We start from the raw sequence: 19159 nt of genomic DNA on the forward strand, positions 1-19159 counted from the left end.
GCCGCCGATCTCCCCTGATCTCCCCCGATCCCCCCATAGGACTTCACGATGACCACCCCCACGCCCGCCTCCCTCGGCTACCGGATGCCCGCCGAATGGCACCCGCACGACCGCACCTGGATGGCCTTCCCGACGGCCAACCCCACCTTCGACGGCCCCGAGCAGCTGCACGCCGCCCGCGAGGCCTGGGCCGCCGTCGCCGACACCATCGTCACCTACGAGCCGGTGACGCTGATCGTCAACACCGGCGAGACGGCGCAGGCGCGCAAGTACGTCTCCGAGCAGGTCGAGATCGTCGAACGCCCGCTGAACGACGCGTGGATGCGCGACATCGGCCCCTCCTTCCTGATCGACGGCAAGGGCTCGCTGGCCGCCGCCGACTGGATCTTCAACGGCTGGGGCGCGCAGTCCTGGGCCCGCTGGGACAAGGACCAGCACATCGCCGAGCACATCGGCGAACTGACGGGCGTCCAGCGCTTCGCCTCCCGGCTGATCAACGAGGGCGGCGGCATCCACGTCGACGGCGAGGGCACGGTGCTGGTCACCGAGACCGTCCAGCTCGGCGAAGGCCGCAACGCCGACTGGACCAAGGAGGAGGTCGAGGCCGAGCTGCACGCCTTCCTCGGCACCACCAAGGCGATCTGGCTGCCGCGCGGACTCACCCGCGACTACGACGAGTTCGGCACCCGCGGACACATCGACATCGTCGCCTCCTTCGTCCGCCCGGGCGTCGTCGTCGCCCACGTCCAGCCCGACCCCTCGCACCCGGACCACCAGGTCTGCCAGGAGCTCGTCGCCCTCCTGCGCGCCTCGACGGACGCCCAGGGCCGACAGCTGGACGTCATCGAACTGCCCGGCCCCACCGTCCTGCTGGACGAGGACGGCGAACCGGTCGACTACTCCTACATCAACCACTACGTGGCCAACGGCGCCGTCATCCTCTGCGCCTTCGCCGACCCGCGCGACCAGGAAGCCGCCGCCATCCTCGGCCGCGCCTACCCGGGCCGCACCGTCGAACTCGTCGACGCCCGCGAGATCTTCGCCAACGGGGGCGGTATCCACTGCATCACCCAGCAGCAGCCCAAGGCACTCTGACATCCCGCCGCGCCGCGCCCGGGTGGGAACCCGCCCGCTCCCACCCGGGCAACTCCTGACCGCCGCACCGCCCCACCCGCCTTACCGCCCCACCCGCCCTACCGCCCCGGAAAGAGCAGCCCCCGACATGGCCGACCCCCGCCCGCGCCGACCGGCGCGCCCCCGCGAGGAGGTCTTCGCCACCGCCCGGGCCGCGATCGCCGAACACGGACTCGCCAAACTCACCATGGCCGGCCTCGGCAAACAGCTCCAGATGAGCGCCGGGCACCTGCTCTACTACTTCGGCAGCAAGGACCAACTGCTGCTGGAGACCCTCCGCTGGAGCGAGGACCAGCTCGGCGCCCGCCGCCGTGACGCCCTCGCCGACCACACCCTCGACCCCTGGCACCGCCTCGACGCCTACCTGCGCCTCTACCTGCCCGAAGGGGCGGGCGACCCGCGCTGGATCCTCTGGGTCGAGGTGTGGGGCCGCTCCCCTGCGAGCGCCGAACTGCGCCAGGGGCAGCAGGAGATCGAAGCGCCCTGGCAGGCCGACCTGGTCGCCCTCATCGAGGAGGGCACCGCCACCGGCCACTTCACCCCGGGCCCGGCCGCCGACCGCGCCACCCAGATCCGCGCCCTCCTCGACGGCCTCGCCGTCCCCCTCGCCATCGGCCTCCCCGACGCCCACCCCCCAACCGCCCTCGCCCACGCCGCCACCATCACCAGAATCCTCCTCCGCAGCCCCACCTGAGTCGCCCGCCCGCCCGCGGCCCCGCCCGGGCGGCCCTCTCCGAGCGGATTGCTTCCGGTGGGCGGAAATATGCAGACCGGTCTACTGATTCCTCCCACCCTCAGTACCGCAGGCGTCCCGATAGGAGCGGGCCCCACGGCCCTTCGGCACGTCCAACCTCGAGCCCGCCCGCCTCGCCCCCGGTCAAAATATGCAGACCGGTCTACAGATTGTGTGGAGGCCGAGCGAAGGGACGTGCACGAAAAGTCGGCCGAGCCGACTTCCTGGGCGGCTGGCGGTCGGCGATTGAGCGATGGTCCCTGTGCGCCAGAAGTCGGCGGGGTCGACTTCTGGCGCACGGGGGCGTTGTGGCGCCGTCGGCCCGTCTGCCTCACTCGGTCCAGACGGCGGCGGCTGTGCGGTCGTCGGCGTAGCCCTTCGCGCGGACTTGGACCTGGCGCAGGAAGTCGATGGTGCCCGGGGGGTGCGGGTGGGTCCAGTGGGTGGAGAGGAAGTGGGCGACGGCGGGTTCGTCGGCGATCGGGCGGGCCAGGCCGGGGGTGCAGAGGAGCAGGATGTCGCCCGGGGTCGCGGGGACGAGCCGGAAGCGGAACGGGCGCGGCTCCTGGACCGGGGCCTCGGGCACCGGGGGCTGGCCGTCCGGGTGGTGCAGCAGGCGGGCGGCGTACGCGTCGATCCAGTGCCCGGAGCGCAGCAGGTACAGCCCGCCCGGCCCGACACCGAACGCCGCGCGGTAGCGGGCTGCCGGGTCCAGCGACACCATCAGGCAGTGCAGCGAGGCCGGGGACGGGCTGTCGTCCCCCGCCCCCCGGGGTGCCAGTGCGCGCAGCGGGGCGGCGGCGCTGGTGGCCAGCCGCTGGAGGCCGTAGCGGAGCCGGTCGCGGGCGCCGTCGCGCAGGTCGGCTGCCAGTCCGGCCCGGCTGCGCCCGATCGCGGCGGCCAGTTGGCGGCACGCCTCGCCGGTACCGGTGGCGACGGCCTCCGGCGCGATCGCGTCCTCCTCGGCGACGCCCGTGCGGTCGACGCCGCCGAGGACGGCGAGCAGCAGTCCGTCAGGGCCGTCGCCGAACCGGGTGACCAGCAGGGAGTCCCGGCGCGGTTCGCCCCGGTAGCGCGCGGAGTCGCCGCGGACGGAGGCGGCGCGCAACACGGACAGCCCGTACTGCGCCCCCTCCAACACGGTGTCCGGGACGAGCACGTGGAGAGTACCGGGGTCCGCTTCGGGTACGGCCGTCGGCTCGGGGCCGTACGTCGGGGGACGCTCGCCGACGTGCGGCACTGTGGCCCCGCCGTCGGCGAGCGGCGCGCGGACGGCCAGGCGCGGGTCGGGGACGGTCGCGGTGGGCGGCGCCGGTTCCGGGTCGGGTTCCTGGGCCGGCGCGTGGTCGGGTTCGGGCTCCGAGGTGGGGGCGTCGGCCGCCTCCCGGACCTCGGGCACGCCGGGTTGGGCGGGTTCTTCGACGGCTGTGCTTTCGGGCTCCGGCTCGGGCTCCGGCTCGGGCTCGGGCTCGGGCTCCGGCTCGGGCTCCGGCTCCGGCTCCGGCTCGGTAGCGGGCTTCTCCAACGAGACCGGATCAGCCTCGGGCTCAGGCGAAGGCTCCGGCCCCGGCCCCGGCCCGTCGTCCGCGAAGGAGGGCGCCCGGAACTGGTGGGTCTCCGTGGACGTCCGCTGCCATCCGATCCCGTCCGCGCCGCCGATCACCCCGACCGCGGTGTCGAACCAGTCGTCGATGCTGTCGCGCGTGTCCCGGGTGTCCCGGGTCTCCCGGCTGTCCCGGGTGTCCCGGGCTTCCTGGGTGTCCTCGGTGTCCCGGATATCCCGATCAGGCTCCGGGGCGGGCGGCTCCGGCTCGATGGCCCCGGCCCGCTCCACCTCCACCCCAGCGGTCTCCGTCTCCCCCGAGGTCTCCCCCGAGGTCTCCCCCGAGGTCTCCCCCGAGCGCTGCGGCCCGATGAGCCCGGCCGCCGTCTCGAACCAGTCGTCGACGCTGCCGTCCCCCGGGTCGGCGTCCGGGGTGTCGGGAAGGGTGCCCGCCGGGCCGTCGTAGACGGCGTCCCACCAGCCGTCGTCAGGCCGGTGCGGCTGTGCGGGTGCACCCTGGGTGCTCATCTGGCGGCTCCTGGTGGGTCCGTGGTCGCGCCGCCCCCGGCGGGCCGGGCTCGACGTCATTGTTCTCCAGGTGCAACGACCCTGTCCGGGTTTCGGCGACAACCGGTCACCCACCGGAACATCCCAGCCACCGCGCCGACCAGCCGGTTCGCCGCCGGCGCCCCGGGGACGTCACCGCATCGTTCGCTTCCGTTCCGTCCGTGCTTGCCTGATGTGCCCGGAGCAGGGTGTTTCCGGGGCATCCGGGCGTTTGGGCCCCCGAAAATGAGGGCCGAAGGGGGGCATCGCTTCACTCGTTCGGCTGATTAAATGTGCGCATGACCGCGTCGGCCCCCAGCTTGCCCCGACCGGGGAGGGCCGCACCGGCGGGCCGCCCGGTGGGTGCACTGTTGGTCCTGCTGCTCGTTGCGCTGTTGACGATGCTGCCCTGCGCGGGCCAGGCGAAGGCCATGGACGGGTCGGCCCCTGCGGCACCGGCCGCGGCTCCGGTCAGCGCCGTCACCGTCGTCAGCGTCGTCAATGTCGTCATCGATGTGCAGGTCGCCCCCGGACAGGCAGCCCACACCGGCCACGCCGCGCCGGCCACCAGGTCCGCGAAGGCGGCGAAGCTCGCCGAGGTCGGCACGGCCACAACGGCCGTGACGGCCACGATGGCCGCGAACGACGCCAAGGGCGCCAAGGACGCGAAGGACGCGAAGGCCTCCGACCACCGCCGGATCGCCGAGGAGCAGGGTCACTGGATCCTCTGCACCGCCGACGGCCAGCCCCCGCGCAACAACGGCTGCTCCAGCCACCCGTACTGCCCGCAGGACGCCCAGCTGCCGAACCCGCCGCCGCAGCCGCAGCCCGCCGTGGCACCCCTCGCTCCGGCCGCGCCCGAGGCGCTGCCCCGGGTGGTGGCCGCGGGTCTGCTGGACGGTTCGCACCCGGCACCCGACCTGCACGAGCTCCAGGTCCACCGGTCCTGAACGGAACCCACCGCCGGCGCTGTCTCCGGCGGATCCGCCCTTCCTCGCATTCCAGCTGACCGCCGCCACCGACCGGGTGCGCGGCGGAGACAAGGACACCATCATGGGTTCCGCCTCCAAGCAGTCCAACAAGTCCGGTGGCAAGCAGGACGGCCTCGACCGCCGCGCCCGGATCGCCGAACTGCGCGCCGCCGAGCAGCGCCGCGACCGGCGCAACAAGGTCATCGCCTCGGTGGTGGCCGGCGTGCTGGTGATCGGTGCGGTCGCGACCGGCACCTGGATCGTCATGGACCAGAACCAGAAGAAGAAGGACCGGGAAGCCGCCGCCAACGCGGACATCCCGGGCGTGAAGACCTTCGGCGACCTGAGCCGCAACCACGTCAAGGAGAAGGTCACCTACCCGATGACCCCGCCGGTCGGCGGCGACCACAACGCGGTCTGGCTGGACTGCATGGGCCACGTCTACGACCAGCCGGTCGAGAACGAGCGCGCCGTCCACTCGCTGGAGCACGGCGCGGTCTGGGTGACGTACAACGGCAAGGCCACGCCGGACGACATCAAGGCCCTGTCCGACAAGGTCAAGACCACCCCCTACTCGCTGATGAGCCCGTACCCGGACGAGCAGGGCACCATCACCCTGAACGCCTGGAGCACCCAGCTGGTCGTGGACAGCGCCAGCGACCCCCGGGTGAACCAGTTCTTCACCAAGTACGTCCAGGGCAAGCAGACCCAGGAGCCGGGCGCCTCCTGCACCATGGGGCAGATGTGACCGCCGACGCGGGCCGCCGCCCCGGGCAGGCCGCCGCCGAAGCCATCGCCGAGACGGACTCCGCCGAGGGTGGTGCCAAGTCCCCGCGCCGCCGCATGTGGTGGCCGGCCGCACTGGCCGCCGCCGTGGCACTGGCGCTCGGGGTGCCGGCGCTGGTGGCGGGCGGGACCTCGGCCTCCGGGTCGTCCTCGCTGTCCGTCCCGGCGGACGACTCGCCCGAGGCCGGGTTCGCCCGCGACATGGCGACCCACCACCAGCAGGCGGTGGACCTGTCGTTCGCCGTCCGGGACCGCACGAGCGACGAGCCGACCCGCACCCTGGCCTTCGACATCATCAACACCCAGGCCAACCAGCGCGGGATGATGATGGGCTGGCTGGACCAGTGGGGGCTGCCGCAGCACTCGGGCGCCAAGCCGATGGCGTGGATGAAGATGGGCCACGACTACGAGGCCCACGACGGTTCGCTGATGCCGGGCATGGCCACCAACGCCCAGATGGCGAAGCTGCGTTCGCTCAGCGGGCGGGACGCCGAGGTGTACTACCTGCAGCTGATGACCGAGCACCACAAGGGCGGCGTCGAGATGGCCCAGGGGTACGTGGACCTGGCCCGGAACGACTCCGAGAAGCGGCTCGCGCAGTCGATGGTGATCGCCCAGACCTCGGAGCTGGAACTGATGGCCGACATGCTCAAGGAGCGCGGCGCCGCCCCGGGCGTCCCCGCCTCCTGAGCCGACCCGAGCCGCCCCGAGCACCCCCGAGCACTCCCGGCCGCCGGGGTGCGGCCGACGGTCCCGTCCCGTCCCCGCCGCCCCCGGCGTCCCGCCGTTCCGCCGTTCCCACTCCCGCGGAGGCTCCCGTATGACCCCCGAGGCCCCCTGGCTGATCGCCGGACTGGGCAACCCCGGCCCGTGGTTCCGGCTGACCCGCCACAACGCGGGCTTCCTCGCCGTGGACCGGCTGGCCGAGCGGCACGGCGCCCGTTTCCGGCGTCGCGGGATCGCCGCGCGGGTCGCGGAGATCGAGGTCGACGGCCGCCGGGTGCTCCTGGCCAAGCCGCTGTGGTCCATCAACCTGTCCGGCCGCCCGGTGGCCGCGCTGCTACGCCGGTACGGCGTGCCGGTCGAACGGCTGGTGGTCGCGCAGGACGACCTGGACTTCGCGTTCGGCTCCGCCCGCCTCAAGCGCGGCGGCGGACCCGGCGGCCACAACGGGGTGCGCTCGGTGGGCGAGGTACTCGGCACCCGCGACTTCATCCGGCTGCGGTTCGGCATCGGGCGGCCACCGAAGGGGCAGAGCGTCGGCGACTTCGTGCTGAAGACGTTCTCCGATGACGAACTGGCCGCAATGCCAGTCGAGTTGGACCTGTGCGCGGACGCCCTGGAGGCGCTGGTACAGCACGGCCTGAACCGGGCCCAGAACGCCCTGAGCGCCCGCACCACCTAGGTTCAATGCCACTGACTTGCCAGCGATCGCGAGCCGCCGACCTGTGGCAATGCTTCGACCAAAGGGCCGTGGAAGAAGATCGGCGGGGCCCTCGGTCGTGGCGTGGGCTTCGCGCAGGCCGACACCCCCCAGGCCCATGCCGTGGACGAGTTCCGGGCGCAGCAGGAGGGCGGCTCCCGGACCCCGGTACTGGACGTCGTCGTCGAGCCCGCCCGCGGCGCGAACGCCCTGGTCTTCCTTACCTGGGACTTCACGGCGAACAGCATCCTGGTCGGCCGGGACGGGCACGGCACGGGCGTCGGGATCCTCTGGTCCGACTTCGACGGCTGAAGGCTGTCGGCTGTCGGTTCCGCTGCCGGTGGGGGGCGGCCGGTCAGCCGCGGACGTGGGCGGTGTGGTCGAGCCAGTGCCGGGCGAGGTCGAGGTCGCCGTCGACGCTGATGCCGGCGGCGTCGCGGCCGGTGAGCGGGAGTCGTCGGGTCAAGGTCAGCAGCAGTGATCGCGCCGGGCCGGTGACCGTCACATCGGCCTGCCGGGTGCCGGGCTGCCACGTCGCCCCGTCGGGCCGGCGTTCGACGAACCAGGCGCCCGTCGCGTCGGCGGTGTCGGTGGCCAGCCACTGCAGGGTCTGCCCGGTGCCCCGGATGGCGTGGGCGGACTCGGAGCGCTGCATCTCCCACGTGGGGGAGGTGAGCATCGCGAAGTGGTTGCTGACGAGCGCGGCCGCGATGTCAGGGTCGACGTCGGCCGGCCGGTGCGCCGCGTTGGCCGCGTCGAAGCCGTGGACGACCGCCTCGTTGAGGGCGCTGGACATCCAGAACCGCGTCCCCGGCCGCTCGTCCCCCGCGGCGTTGAACACCGGCGCGGTCAGCGCGTCGTCGGAGCACGCGCTCGCGACCCGCTGCGCGGACTCCGACAGCCACGCCTGCCACTCGCGGGCGTCGGCGGGGGCCGCGGCCACCTCCGTCGGCAGCTGTGCGGGGTCGGTGATGCGCCGCTCGATGATCTCCGCGACCCAGTGCTGGCTCTGGCCCACGTGCTCGACCAGGTCGGTGATGGTCCACCCCGGGTTCGTCGGGACGACGGCGTCAGGTCCGGCCGCGGCGGCTGATTCCGCCAGGCGCCGGGTGTGTTCGACGATCGCCCGCCGGGCACGTTCCGCGTTCAGCTCGGTCATGTCATCGTCCTTCGGTAGGTGCCGCCCGGGCGGTCACCGGTTGCTGCGAAGCCTGTCTTCACGGTGCACCCGATAAGACCGCGCCCGGGCGTGGAACTCATCGGTCGCCTCAAGAAGATCTTCTCCGCACCGGGCTCGGGCAGGTATGGCCGCCGTTCGGGCGTCCGCACCGGGCTGCCGGCCTGGGGCCGGTCAGCCCCCGCCCATCCCGCCCTGGGCGGCGACCATGGTCAGGTCCAGCCCGCTCACCGCCCGGGCCAGGCCCGGGCTGTGGCCGGCGAGCCGGTCGGTGAGCGCGGCGATCCGCCCGGCGTGGGCCCGGCGGTCGTGCCCGGAGAGCACCAGCCGCAGGTGCCCGTGGGCGGCCAGCGCCGCGAGGACGGCGTCGGTGAACGGCGCCGCGGCGACCGGGGCGCTGCCGCGCACCAGCTCGGCCACCCGCACCTGGAGGTCCAGGGCCTCACGCGGATCGTCCACCGCCACCGTCCGCTGCGGCACGACCGGGCCGTAGGGGTCGCGGTCGGCCATGGTCACCACGCCCAGCACGGCGAGCCGCTCCTCGACGGCCTCCAGGGTGTCGTCGCGGCTGCGCCTGATCCACGCCTTCCAGGAGCGCGGCCGGTCGCCCAGCTCCGCGAGCAGCGCGTCCAGGACCGGGTCCCCGGTGGCGGCGGAGGAGACGATCCGCACCCGGCCCGCCCCGTCCTCGTCGACGACGCCCCGGTGCGCGAGTTCGGCCAGCGCGGCGGCGCGCACCAGGAAACCGGCCCGGGTGCGGTCCTGCAGGGACTGGGCCCGGGTGTCGAAGGCCAGCAGGTAGGCGTCCAGATGCAGTCCTCGGCTCATGGCACCGACGATACGGCGCGCCCGCCCGTCCGCCATCGGCCCGCAGGACGGCCCGTCCTCCACCTGCAGGAGCACACGCGGTCCTCCTCGGGGGTGGTGTCGGTGTCGGTGTCGGTGTCGGTGTCGGTGTCGGCCGGGGCATCGCCGGTGCCCCCGGGCCTGCCCCGCGGCCCTGTACCGGGGAGCAGCGCGTCGGGTAGGAAGGCAGCGTTGTTTTCGCGTACGGACGGAGGACGGTCATGCACGCACACCGGAGGCCGGAACGGAAGCCCTCCGAAGGCCCGCGGCGCACCGCGGGGCCGGACGTCGGCGCGGTCGGCCAGGGCCCCCCGCGGGCGCGGCCGCTGACCGCCACCGACCTGAGCGGTCTGCAGCGAAGCGTCGGCAACGCCGCGGTGGGCAGGATGCTGGCCGAGGACGGGCCCCTGGCCGGGCAGCCGGCGGCCGCGGTGCAGCGGTCCGCCGTGCACGAGGTGCTGCGCGGGCCCGGGCGCCCGTTGGACGACCGGACGCGGACCGACATGGAGAGCCGCCTGGGGGCGGACTTCTCCGACGTCCGCCTGCACACCGGCCCCGCTGCGAAGGCCTCGGCGGCCGAGATCGGGGCCCGCGCCTACACATCGGGCAACGACGTGGTCATCGGTGAGGGCGGCGCGGACCGCCACACGCTCGCCCACGAGCTGACCCATGTGATCCAGCAGCGCTCGGGGCCGGTCGCCGGAACGGACGACGGCTCCGGTCTGAGGATCAGCGACCCCGCCGACCGCTTCGAACGCGAGGCCGAGGCCAACGCCACCCGGGCCCTGGCCGCGCCGGTGCAGCGGACGACCGAGCCGTCGCTGGCGGAGTCGGAGCGGGACGTGCCCGGGCACGGCGCCCTGCAGCGGGCCGCCGTCCAGCGGGCCGCCGTGCGGGTCGGCGGCGAGGGCCGGGCGGAGGTGGTGGAGCGCGCCGTCGACGCCGCGCAGGTCATCATCGAGGAAGCCATCGGCCTGCTCGACGAGTTGAGGGAGCGGCGCCACCCGCTGGACGAACCGCTCTTCGTCCGGCACTTCGGGCAGCACGAGGACGAGGGGGTCTTCACGCACATCGAGAGCGTCTACGAGGGCGCGACCGCGATCCTCGACTCGGTCCTGATCGACGACCACCAGCCGAACATGATGGTCGGCAACGAGGCGGGTGTGCACGCGTACACCGTCCACGGCGGTCCGATCAGCCTCGCCGACAAGTTCTGGAACAGCAACGGCCGTCAGCAGGCCCTGACCCTGGTGCACGAGGCGACGCACGCCGCCCGCGACACCCACGACGACAGCGGGTTCGGCCGCGAGGCCGCCCAGGCGCTCGCCGCCGCCTCGCCTGCCGAGGCCGTCAACTGCGCCTACAACTACGAGTACTTCGCGGACGACGCGGGCTCGGCGTCGCTGGGCTCGGAGAGCAGTTCGCAGAGCGGGTCGGAGAGCGGGTCGGAGAGCGAGTGGGGCAGCGGGTCGGAAAGCGGCTCCGGCTGAGCGGACCCGCCGGGTGTCAGCCCGCCAGCGCCCGCTGACACCCTCCATCCCCACCGGCACCCGCGACCGCCGCGGGCCTCGACGGGCGCGGCGGGGGCCGCGGCGGAGGTGGGGGCAAGGTCGCGCAGTTCGTCGCGGCGACCCGGCCCGCCGCCCTTCGCGGGATCGCCCTCTCCGGCTACGTTCCGGCGAAACCCGCCGCAGGACCGGGCCGAGCCCGTCGGCGTGCCCGTCGGCGTGCTCGTCGGCAACCTGGTGCCCCACCTGCCCGGAGCCGACTTCCTGATGATCCCGCACACGGGCCCGGGCCCCCTGATCCCGCTGGAGGCCCCGGCCGCCCTCGCCGAGGCGGTCACGGCCTCCGCACCGGCGACGGCCTGATCATCCGCGCGGCGGGGCGGTGTCGTCCGGGGTCGTCCCGGATCCGGCGTAGAGGACTTCGCGCCCCTGTTCCGCGGCGCGCAGGAGTCCTTCGCTGACGAAGTCGAGGAAGCGGGCGGCGTTTTCGAGGCGGGTGGCGGCCGGGGTGCCGCGGCCGAGGATGCCGACGCCCTGGCGGGCGGTCTCGATGAACTGGTCGTTGGCCCGGGCGCTGCGGATCATCGACTGGTACCAGAGGTCGTCGTCGACGACGTAGCGCTCGCGCCGGCGTTCGTCGCGTTCCCGGCGGACGAGGTCCAGGCCTTCGAGGTAGGTGATCGCCTTGGAGACGGACGCCGGGCTGACCTGGAGGCGCTGGGCGAGTTCGGCGGCGGTGTGGCTGCCGGTGTCGGTGGTGTAGAGGCAGCCCAGTACCCGGGCCATCATCTTGGGCAGGCCGGAGGTCATGAAGACGGTGGTGAGGGTCTCCTGGTAGTCGCGCAGGGCCTCGGCGTCGCGCCCGTGGGCCTGCGGGGGCGTGTTCGGGTCCTGGGGAGCGGCGGGTGTGCGGCGGCGGGTGCGCTGCTGGGTGGCGCGGTGGGCCAGGTCGGCGCGGTAGCCGGTGGGGCCGCCGTTGCGCATCACCTCGCGCGTGATCGTGGAGGTCGGGCGGTCAAGGCGTCTGGCGATCTCCGCGTAGGCGAGGTTGTCGGACAATCCCAGCGCGATCTGCTGGCGCTCCTGCTGCGTGAGCCTGCCTCCCGGCATCACGGCTCCCTTCTTCTCGCGCCACGGGTGTCCCGTGGTGCCGCTCGGTGTCCCTGACGCCTCCACCCTAGCGTTCATCGCCAGCGCATTGCAACGAGCGGTCGCTTCGTCGTTGCGTTAATCGCGAGGGCGTTGCAATGATATCGCCACATCTACCTGCTGGAATGCGCTCCGCAAGCAAAGATGTCGTTGCCATGAACTGGAAAGCAACGTAGTGTTTCCACCGTCCGGAAACGCCGGGCAGCAAGCGCAGAGGCAGAGCACGATGATGCAGAAGTTCGCCACCCCCGCCCCCATCTCCGCCGTCCTGGACATCCCCGCCGGACGCGTCCAGTTCATCGCCGCGGACCGGTCCGACACCGCGGTCGAGGTCCTGCCCGCGAACGCCTCGAAGGGCCGCGACGTGAAGGCGGCGGAGCAGACGACGGTCGAATACGCCGACGGGGTCCTGCGGATCGACAACCCGGCGAAGAACCAGTACCTCGGCCCTTCCGGAGCCGTCGAGGTGACGGTCAAGCTGCCCGCCGGCTCCCGGGTCGAGGCCCGCGCGGCCGGCACCGAACTGCGCGGCGTCGGCCGCCTGGGCGACGTCGCCTTCGACGGCGCGTACCGCCGGATCAAGCTGGACGAGGCCGCCAGCGTCCGCCTCACCGCGGTCGACGGCGACGTCGAGGTCGGCCGGCTCGGCGGGTCCGCGGAGATCAGCACCGCACGGGGCGACATCCGGATCGCCGAGGCCATGGGCGGCACGGTCGTGCTCCGCACCCGGTCCGGCGACATCGCGGTCGGCGCCGCCGCCGGCGTGTCGGCCGCCCTGGACGCCGACACCGGCCACGGCCGGATCAGCAACGCCCTCCAGAACGACGGCACCACCGACCTCGACATCCGCGCCACCACCTCCTACGGGGACATCACCGCCCGCAGCCTCTGACTGACCGGCGCCCGCCGACAACACCCGCGCACCGCACCAGCACCAGCAACCGCAAGGAGTACAGCCATGTCTCTCACCTCCACCGGCCAGGACCGCCCGGAGCTGCAGAAGGCCATCGAGGAGATCGTCGAGTCCGGTTTCGCCGGCGTGCAGCTGCGCGTGAACGACGAGCGGGGCGAGTGGGTCGGCAGCGCCGGGGTGCGCGAGCTGGGCGGGAGCGCCAAGCCGCCGACCGACGGGCGGTTCCGGATCGGCAGCACCACCAAGACCTTCACCGCGACCGCGGTCCTGCTGCTGGTGGCCGAGGGCAGGATCGGGCTCGACAGTCCGGCGGACGACTACCTGCCCGAGTACGGGCTGGACCGGCGGATCACCGTGCGGATGCTGCTGCAGCACACCAGCGGGCTGTTCAACTTCACCGGCGAGTACTACGACGACGGGACGGTCGCGCCGGGGATCCCCTGGCAGGGCCAGGAGTACGTGGACAACCAGTTCCACACCTACCAGCCGCAGGAACTGGTGCGGCTGGCGCTGTCCAAGCCGGCGCGGTTCGAGCCGGGAACGGACTGGAGCTACTCCAACACCAACTACGTCCTGGCCCGGCTCCTGGTCGAGAACGTCACCGGCCGTCCGTTCGCCGAGGAGATGGACCGGCTGGTCCTGCGGCCGCTGGGGCTGACGGGCACCGTGGTGCCGGACGCCTCACCGGAGATTCCCGAGCCCCACGCCCACGGCTACTACCGGTACGAGGACGCCGGCCAGTGGAAGGTCGTCGACGTCACCCGCTTCGACGTCTCCTGGATCTCCGCCGCCGGCGACATGATCTCCACCACCCAGGACCTCCACACGTTCTTCTCCGCGCTGATGGGCGGCAGGATCCTGCCGGACTCCCTGCTGGCCGAGATGCGCACCGTGCACCCCAAACTGGGTTACGGCCTGGGGCTGTTCGCGGAGGAGACCGACGGCCGCACCGTCTTCCACCACAACGGCGGCTTCTTCGGCTGGGCGGCGCTGATGTACAGCAGCCCGGACGGCAGCACCACCCTGACCGCCTCGCTGACCACCGGGGACGCCGAACTCGACTTCGCCGCCACGGCCCAGGCGTTCCAGAAGGCGCAGCAGCAGCTCGTCAAAGAGGTGTTCGGCAGCGGGCAGAGCGCGCCGGCCCGCACGGCGGGCGAGTCGGCTCGGTAGCGGGAGCCGGGCAGCGCGAACCCGGCCACGCCGCCCTCGGTGTGGCCGGGTTTCGCGCCACGGCCGTCCTCCGCCGTCCGCCCGCGCCGGGTCCGGGGCCTTCGCTCCGGCTGTCAGGTCAGCGCGCCGAGGGCGTGGACGCCGGTGCGGCTGCTGCGGTAGACGGAAGCCCGAGGTGTCCCACGGCCGGCTCCAGCGCGGTTCGCCGGTGGCCGCGTCGTAGGCGTGCAGCGCGTCTCCGTGAATGGCGAACACGCTGCCGCCGCCGACCACCGGGCCCTGCTCCGGGGGAAGGTCGGCCCACTCGGCCACCGGCACCTGCCAGCGCTCCTCCCCCGACGCCGCGTCGAGGACGCGCAGCCCGGTCGAGGCGGCCACGCACACCACGCCGTCGCCGACCGCCGCCGACCGACCGCCCATGTCCTCGGTGACGGTGTCGGACGCGTCGACCACCCGGTTCCAGCGGACGGCGCCGCCAGGTCCAGCTTCCGGCCGTAGCGCTCTGCGATGAGATCGCATGCGTCGTGGAGCGCCGAAAGCATTCCCAGCCCGAGGAGGTCTAATTTTTACTAGACCGGCTGCGGCCGTTGAGTCCTTGTCCCACTTGGGCCTAGCCACTCCCAGGGGCTGGCGGTCGGCGGCCGTCGGCCTCATCCTCCGCCGCTCCCGGTGGCCGCCAAGTCGCCATCTGCTCGCGGAACTTCGGGCAGTCGACGATGTCCTCCCGGCTGCACTGAAGGGCGTGGGTCAGCATCTGGTGGGCGTGTTCGAGGTCGACCATGCGCTGCTCGATCTCGGTGACCTTGGCGCGGATCATCGCCTGCCTGCGCGACCGTTCCTGCTGGAGCTCGCCGATCTCGGCCAGCGACAGCCCGGCCTGCTGGCACTTGCGCAACAGCACGATCCGCTCGGCGGTCTCCGGCGGATAGCGCCGCTGGCCGCCCTGACGTTCGGGCGCCGGCAGCAGGCCATGGCGCTCCCAGAACCGGATGGCCGAGGCAGGCACCCCGGTGATCTCGGCGAGTCGGCCGATCGTCATACGCACGCCGCACGCCCCTCTTCTCGCCCGCTCTTCTCGTTCGCTTGACTTAAACCTTAGTTCAAGTTGAAGAGTGGTCCGCAGCCGGACAGCGGCGAACGAGCAGCCGCTGGCAATCGAGTTCGGAGTCACCGAAATGACCGACACACGCGTGGAGAACGAGCGGGCCCACCAGCTCGTCGAAGCCGCCGAGAACCTCTTCACAGCCGGGGTGATGTCCCACTCCGGGCACGCCAACCTGAGTGCCCGGCTCGACGGCGGGCGCTTCCTGCTGACCCCGGGATTCATCCGCGGGCTACGGCCCGAACAGCTGGCGACCGTCGGTCTCGACGGACAGGTCCTCGCGGGCGCGCTGCAGTCCGTCAGCGCCGAGATCATCGCCATGCACAGCACCGTCTACCGCGCCCGCCCTGAGGTGGGCGCGGTCATCCACACCCACTCGCCCGCCGCGACGGCCTTCGCGGTGGCCCACCGGCCGCTGCCGTGCCGGACCGAGCCGATGCTGCGCTTCGGGCAGGCCGAGGAGGTCCCGGTGATCCCCTGGGGCCCGCGCGGGTCGGACGTGTCGGTGCGCGGCATCGCCGCCGCCCTGGCAGAGCGTCCGACGACGGCCGCGGTCCTGCTGGCCAACCACGGCCTGCTGGTCTTCGGCCCGGACTCGGCAGCCACCGCCCACCTGGTGGTGGCGATCGAGGAGAGCGCCGAGGCCGAGATCGCCGCAGCGGCGATCGGCGGGGCCGTGGACTTCCCCGACGGCGCCCTGGCGGACGTGCGAGCCGCGATCGCGCGGGTCTCCTGATGACGGACGACACCCTCCCCCAGCGCACCGAGGCAATCCGGGACCGCTACCGCACCACGCTCGGAGCCGTTCCGCACGGCGTGGAGGAACGGCTGCGGCTGGCCCAGGACTTCGGCCGACTCCCCACCGAGGAGGCGATCGCGAGCCTGCGGCACATCGTCCTGACCGACAGTCCGCTGGGCGCGCGGGTACAGCAACTGGTCCACTTCGGACAGCTGTTGGCCCTCGGCCGCGCGGACCCCGCCCGGATCCACGCCCGCGGCGCCCTCCACGCGGGCGCCGGCCCCGCAGACCTCATCGGTGTCGCCGAGACCGCACTGATCACCGCGGGCGTCCCGGCCTACGCGCTCGGCATCGACATCATCGCCGAGCTCCTGCCGCCCCGAGGCCCCGCAGCAGGCTGATTTTCACACAACGGCGCTACCACCCCCGAATCGGAGTAGAACCGGATGCTCCTCACGGACAAGCCGGTCCGCCGGGAGAGCTCCCCGATCGAGTAGAGGGTCGTAACGTCCATGTCCCCCACCCTGCTGTCTCCAGTCACTGGAGGCTCAAGGCTATTCCCGACTGGGCCCCTGCCGGAGACGTCCTGTGGCTACGAGCCCTTGGACTCATCCGTCCAGCGGCGGGTCGTGCTGTCCGGGCGGGCCGGCCGGGTGAGGGCTGCGGCGGCCGTCGCGACTGCTGCGAGGGCGAACAGCACCGTCCGTCCACCGGACGCCGCGCCCGCCAGGTGGACGCCGAGCACGGACAGTGCCATGCCGAGCGCCGTTCCGAGGCTGCGCGCCGTGTTGACCATGCCGCCGCCGACCGCCGAGCACTCCGCCGGGATGGCGCGCATCACCAGGGCGTTGTTGGCGGGCAGCAGCAGCCCCAGCCCGTACCCGGCGACGAGCAGCGGAGCCGCCGCCGCGGCCGAGGCCGGCAGCAGGGCGAACAGCAGCAGTCCGGCGGCCGCGACGGCCGCGCCGAGGCGGCACCTGGCGACGTCGGACCAGTCCCGCGGCAGCAGTCCGCCGCCGACCGTCGCGGCGAAGGCGAACGCGGCGGGCAGCAGGGTGACCACCAGGCCCGCCTGGGCCGTCGACACGCCCGCGTCGGTGAGCAGCACCGGGCCCAGTACGAGCGGGCAGAACAGCAGCAGGTAGCCGATCAGGGCGACCACCAGGCCGGAGCGCACGCCCGGGGTGTTGATCAGGCCGGGTGCCAGGATCGGCCGGGCGGCGCGCCGTTCCTGGCGTACCAGCGCGAGGGTGAGTGCGGCGGCGGCGAGCAGCAGGGCGACGACGGCCCAGCCGGGCAGGGGCAGGCCGGAGGCGGTGGAGAGGGCGAGCAGCAGCGCCGTGGTCGCACCGGTGAGCAGCAGCAGGCCGGGCAGGTCGAAGCGGGCGTCGGTGTCTGCCGGGCGGGATGGTGCGGCGCCGTCGGTCCGGGGCTCCGGTGCGGGGGCGGGGTGGTCGGCCCGGGTGCGGGGCAGCAGGTACCAGCCGGCCAGGATGCCGAACACGGCGATCGGCACGTTGACCCAGAACACCCACCGCCACGAGGCGTGTTCGACGAGCAGCCCGCCGAGGCTGGGGCCGAGCGCCAGCCCGAGGCCCTGGGCGGAGGCCTGGATGCCGAGCGCGCGCCGCATGGCGTGGCCGGGGACGCCGCGCGCGACCAGGGCGACGCTGTTGGCCTGCATCATCGCGGCGCCGACGGCCTGTACGGCGCGGCAGCCGACCAGGGCCCAGAGGCTGCCGGCGAACCCGGCGCCGAGCGAGGAGAGGCCGAAGACGGCGAAGCCGCCGATGTACATCGTCTTGCGGCCGACCAGGTCGGACAGCCAGCCGATCGGGGCCAGCAGGGCGACCAGGACGAGCAGGTAGGCGAGGGCGACCCATTCGACGGCGGCGAACCCCGCGTCGAAGTGCCGGCCGATGGCGGGGAAGACCAGGGCGATGACGCTGGCGTCAAGTTGGCCGAGGAAGGCGCCGAGGCAGACCGTGCCGACGGCCAGCCAGTGCGCGTGGTGCCAGCCGGCGATGCCGCGGGGCCGGGGTCGCTCGGTGAGCAGCCGGGCGGCAAGGGAGGTGGCGTTCATGCCACGAATATATCGGATGCCGATATGTTCTTTCTACGAGTTGGTCGCCCTGCGATACTGCGTCACCGCGAGAACGCGGTATTGCGCCACCGCGACACGAAGCGTCCCGCACCCCGTCCGCACCCCGTCCGAGGACCGGACCGCACCCCCGGCCTGGTCCGGACCAGGCGATACGCTGTCCGCCATGCCGTCGTCACCGCACGTTTCCGACCCCGCCACCGAAGGCCCCGACCAGGCGGTCGAGCACGCCCGACGACTGACCGACACCGTCACCCGCCTGCGCCGCGCGCTGCGCAGCAGCATCCGCACCGACTACCCCTGGGAGTCCCTGCCGATGGCGCAGGTCGAACTCCTCCAGACCCTGGCCGCCGCACCGCTGCGGGTCGGCGAGCTCGCCGCCCGGCAGCGGCTCGCCCCCAACACCGTCAGCGGCCTGGTCGGGAAGCTGCTCGACGCCGGCTTCGTCGACCGCCAGGCCGACCCCGGCGACCGCCGCACCGCCCGGATCGCGCTCACCCCGGCCGGCCGGCGCCAACTCGACGACTGGCAGCGCGCCCACGAGCGCCGGATCGCCACCGCGCTCGACACCCTCGATCCCGCCGCCCGCGCGGCGGTCGTCGACGCCCTGCCCGCACTGGAACAGCTCGCCCGCGCCCTCGCTCAGCCCGTGCCCGGCGCCGACCAGGGCTGACACCGGCGGCCGGGCCCCGCCGCCCCGCGGGAAAAGCGCTGGTCGACGGCTCGGACCGACCGCTACCGTCCCCGGCATGACCACCACACCGACGGGCACCCGGGCACAGGTCCGGATCGAGCCCTGGACGGACGCCGACCTCGCACTGCTGCGCCGGGTCAACACCCCGGAGATGAAGAAGCACGTCGGCGGCTCGGAGACCGACGAGCAACTGCTCGTGCGGCACCGGCGCTACCTGGACTTCGTCCCGTCCGGCCTCGGCTGCATGTACCGGATCGTCCTCCTGCCCGGGGGCGAGCCGGTCGGGACGGTCGGCTACGGCACCCGGACCTGGGCGGGCGGGACGGTCCACGAGATGGGCTGGAACGTACTGCCCGGCTTCCAGGGCCGGGGCATCGCCGTCGCCGCCGCCCGCGCCGCGGTCGCGGCCGCCCGCCGCGGGGCCGCGCACCGCTACCTGCACGCGTTCCCGTCGGTGGACAACCCCGCCTCCAACGCGGTCTGCGCCAAGGCCGGGTTCACGCTGCTCGGCGAGACGGACTTCGAGTTCCCGCCCGGGCGGATCATGCGCAGCCACGACTGGCGCGTGGACCTGCGCGCTCCGGAGTGATCCGGGGCTCGGGTGGCAGTGCCCGGGTCACT

General features: G+C 73.3%; 20 protein-coding genes and 3 pseudogenes. 15 read left to right on the forward strand and 8 right to left on the reverse strand.

Annotated features, from left to right (window positions below):
- Positions 1-48 precede the first annotated feature (48 nt).
- Together AC0B61_RS23600 and AC0B61_RS23605 are read left to right on the forward strand one after the other, a co-directional pair.
- The gene (locus tag AC0B61_RS23600) at positions 49-1095 is read left to right on the forward strand and encodes an agmatine deiminase family protein (RefSeq protein WP_471742711.1); all 1047 of its coding nucleotides are present in this window, start codon (positions 49-51) and stop codon (positions 1093-1095) included.
- Between the two features lie 127 nt (positions 1096-1222).
- Positions 1223-1828 (forward strand): TetR/AcrR family transcriptional regulator, encoded by a 606-nt coding sequence (locus AC0B61_RS23605; RefSeq protein ID WP_471742712.1) that lies wholly within the window; start codon positions 1223-1225, stop codon positions 1826-1828.
- Positions 1829-2198: 370 nt separating this feature from the next.
- Here AC0B61_RS23605 and AC0B61_RS23610 read toward each other — a convergent pair whose 3' ends face one another.
- Positions 2199-3938, reverse strand: a complete 1740-nt coding sequence (locus AC0B61_RS23610) for a protein phosphatase 2C domain-containing protein (RefSeq protein ID WP_471742713.1) — start codon at positions 3936-3938, stop codon at positions 2199-2201.
- A gap of 377 nt (positions 3939-4315) precedes the next feature.
- On the opposite strand from AC0B61_RS23610, the gene AC0B61_RS23615 reads away from it, so the two are divergent.
- From AC0B61_RS23615 to AC0B61_RS23635, 5 genes are all read left to right on the forward strand, one after another.
- A complete protein-coding gene (locus AC0B61_RS23615; protein WP_471742714.1) occupies positions 4316-4906 on the forward strand; it encodes a hypothetical protein in 591 nt (196 codons plus the stop codon).
- A 103-nt stretch (positions 4907-5009) separates the two neighbouring features.
- Entirely contained in the window at positions 5010-5675 is a 666-nt protein-coding gene (locus AC0B61_RS23620; protein ID WP_471742715.1) for a DUF3105 domain-containing protein, read from the forward strand.
- Between the two features lie 95 nt (positions 5676-5770).
- A complete protein-coding gene (locus AC0B61_RS23625; RefSeq protein WP_471742778.1) occupies positions 5771-6403 on the forward strand; it encodes a DUF305 domain-containing protein in 633 nt (210 codons plus the stop codon).
- Between the two features lie 130 nt (positions 6404-6533).
- Positions 6534-7118, forward strand: a complete 585-nt coding sequence (gene pth / locus AC0B61_RS23630) for an aminoacyl-tRNA hydrolase (RefSeq protein ID WP_471742716.1) — start codon at positions 6534-6536, stop codon at positions 7116-7118.
- 102 nt (positions 7119-7220) lie between these two features.
- Complete coding sequence (locus tag AC0B61_RS23635) at positions 7221-7448, forward strand: hypothetical protein (RefSeq protein WP_471742717.1); 228 nt, start codon at positions 7221-7223, stop codon at positions 7446-7448.
- A 43-nt stretch (positions 7449-7491) separates the two neighbouring features.
- Here the strand turns inward: AC0B61_RS23635 and AC0B61_RS23640 are convergent, their stop codons facing one another.
- The gene (locus tag AC0B61_RS23640) at positions 7492-8295 is read right to left on the reverse strand and encodes a maleylpyruvate isomerase family mycothiol-dependent enzyme (RefSeq protein ID WP_471742718.1); all 804 of its coding nucleotides are present in this window, start codon (positions 8293-8295) and stop codon (positions 7492-7494) included.
- A gap of 192 nt (positions 8296-8487) precedes the next feature.
- Entirely contained in the window at positions 8488-9141 is a 654-nt protein-coding gene (locus tag AC0B61_RS23645) for a GOLPH3/VPS74 family protein (RefSeq protein ID WP_471742719.1), read from the reverse strand.
- 239 nt (positions 9142-9380) lie between these two features.
- On the opposite strand from AC0B61_RS23645, the gene AC0B61_RS23650 reads away from it, so the two are divergent.
- Together AC0B61_RS23650 and AC0B61_RS23655 are read left to right on the forward strand one after the other, a co-directional pair.
- Positions 9381-10649 (forward strand): eCIS core domain-containing protein, encoded by a 1269-nt coding sequence (locus AC0B61_RS23650; RefSeq protein WP_471742720.1) that lies wholly within the window; start codon positions 9381-9383, stop codon positions 10647-10649.
- Between the two features lie 110 nt (positions 10650-10759).
- Positions 10760-11030, forward strand: a pseudogene (locus AC0B61_RS23655) (hypothetical protein); the annotation flags it as partial.
- Here AC0B61_RS23655 and AC0B61_RS23660 read toward each other — a convergent pair.
- Positions 11031-11777 (reverse strand): GbsR/MarR family transcriptional regulator, encoded by a 747-nt coding sequence (locus AC0B61_RS23660; protein ID WP_471742721.1) that lies wholly within the window; start codon positions 11775-11777, stop codon positions 11031-11033.
- A 268-nt stretch (positions 11778-12045) separates the two neighbouring features.
- Here AC0B61_RS23660 and AC0B61_RS23665 point away from each other — a divergent pair, with 268 nt between their 5' ends.
- Positions 12046-12708, forward strand: coding sequence for a DUF4097 family beta strand repeat-containing protein (locus tag AC0B61_RS23665; RefSeq protein ID WP_471742779.1), 663 nt, complete (start codon positions 12046-12048; stop codon positions 12706-12708).
- Positions 12709-12774: 66 nt separating this feature from the next.
- A complete protein-coding gene (locus AC0B61_RS23670) occupies positions 12775-13902 on the forward strand; it encodes a serine hydrolase domain-containing protein (protein ID WP_471742722.1) in 1128 nt (375 codons plus the stop codon).
- 243 nt (positions 13903-14145) lie between these two features.
- Here AC0B61_RS23670 and AC0B61_RS23675 read toward each other — a convergent pair.
- Together AC0B61_RS23675 and AC0B61_RS23680 are read right to left on the reverse strand one after the other, a co-directional pair.
- Positions 14146-14556, reverse strand: a pseudogene (locus AC0B61_RS23675) (hypothetical protein); the annotation flags it as partial.
- Positions 14513-14941 carry a MerR family transcriptional regulator gene (locus AC0B61_RS23680; protein WP_471742723.1) on the reverse strand — a complete coding sequence of 143 codons (429 nt, stop codon included), beginning with the start codon at positions 14939-14941 and terminating at the stop codon, positions 14513-14515. The pseudogene AC0B61_RS23675 and the gene AC0B61_RS23680, both read right to left, overlap by 44 nt.
- A gap of 136 nt (positions 14942-15077) precedes the next feature.
- On the opposite strand from AC0B61_RS23680, the gene AC0B61_RS23685 reads away from it, so the two are divergent.
- Positions 15078-15740 carry a class II aldolase/adducin family protein gene (locus tag AC0B61_RS23685; RefSeq protein WP_471742724.1) on the forward strand — a complete coding sequence of 221 codons (663 nt, stop codon included), beginning with the start codon at positions 15078-15080 and terminating at the stop codon, positions 15738-15740.
- The gene (locus AC0B61_RS23690; RefSeq protein WP_471742725.1) at positions 15740-16144 is read left to right on the forward strand and encodes a carboxymuconolactone decarboxylase family protein; all 405 of its coding nucleotides are present in this window, start codon (positions 15740-15742) and stop codon (positions 16142-16144) included. The genes AC0B61_RS23685 and AC0B61_RS23690 overlap by 1 nt, the downstream gene beginning before the upstream one ends.
- Positions 16145-16155: 11 nt before the next feature.
- Here AC0B61_RS23690 and AC0B61_RS23695 read toward each other — a convergent pair.
- Positions 16156-16257 (reverse strand): annotated as a pseudogene (locus AC0B61_RS23695) (MerR family DNA-binding transcriptional regulator); the annotation flags it as partial.
- 78 nt (positions 16258-16335) lie between these two features.
- Positions 16336-17826 (reverse strand): MFS transporter, encoded by a 1491-nt coding sequence (locus tag AC0B61_RS23700; RefSeq protein ID WP_471742726.1) that lies wholly within the window; start codon positions 17824-17826, stop codon positions 16336-16338.
- 184 nt (positions 17827-18010) lie between these two features.
- On the opposite strand from AC0B61_RS23700, the gene AC0B61_RS23705 reads away from it, so the two are divergent.
- Positions 18011-18517, forward strand: a complete 507-nt coding sequence (locus AC0B61_RS23705; RefSeq protein ID WP_471742727.1) for a MarR family winged helix-turn-helix transcriptional regulator — start codon at positions 18011-18013, stop codon at positions 18515-18517.
- Positions 18518-18593: 76 nt separating this feature from the next.
- Positions 18594-19127, forward strand: a complete 534-nt coding sequence (locus AC0B61_RS23710) for a GNAT family N-acetyltransferase (protein ID WP_471742728.1) — start codon at positions 18594-18596, stop codon at positions 19125-19127.
- The last annotated feature ends 32 nt before the right edge of the window (positions 19128-19159 follow it).

Source organism: Kitasatospora sp. NPDC023385 (assembly GCF_055664045.1).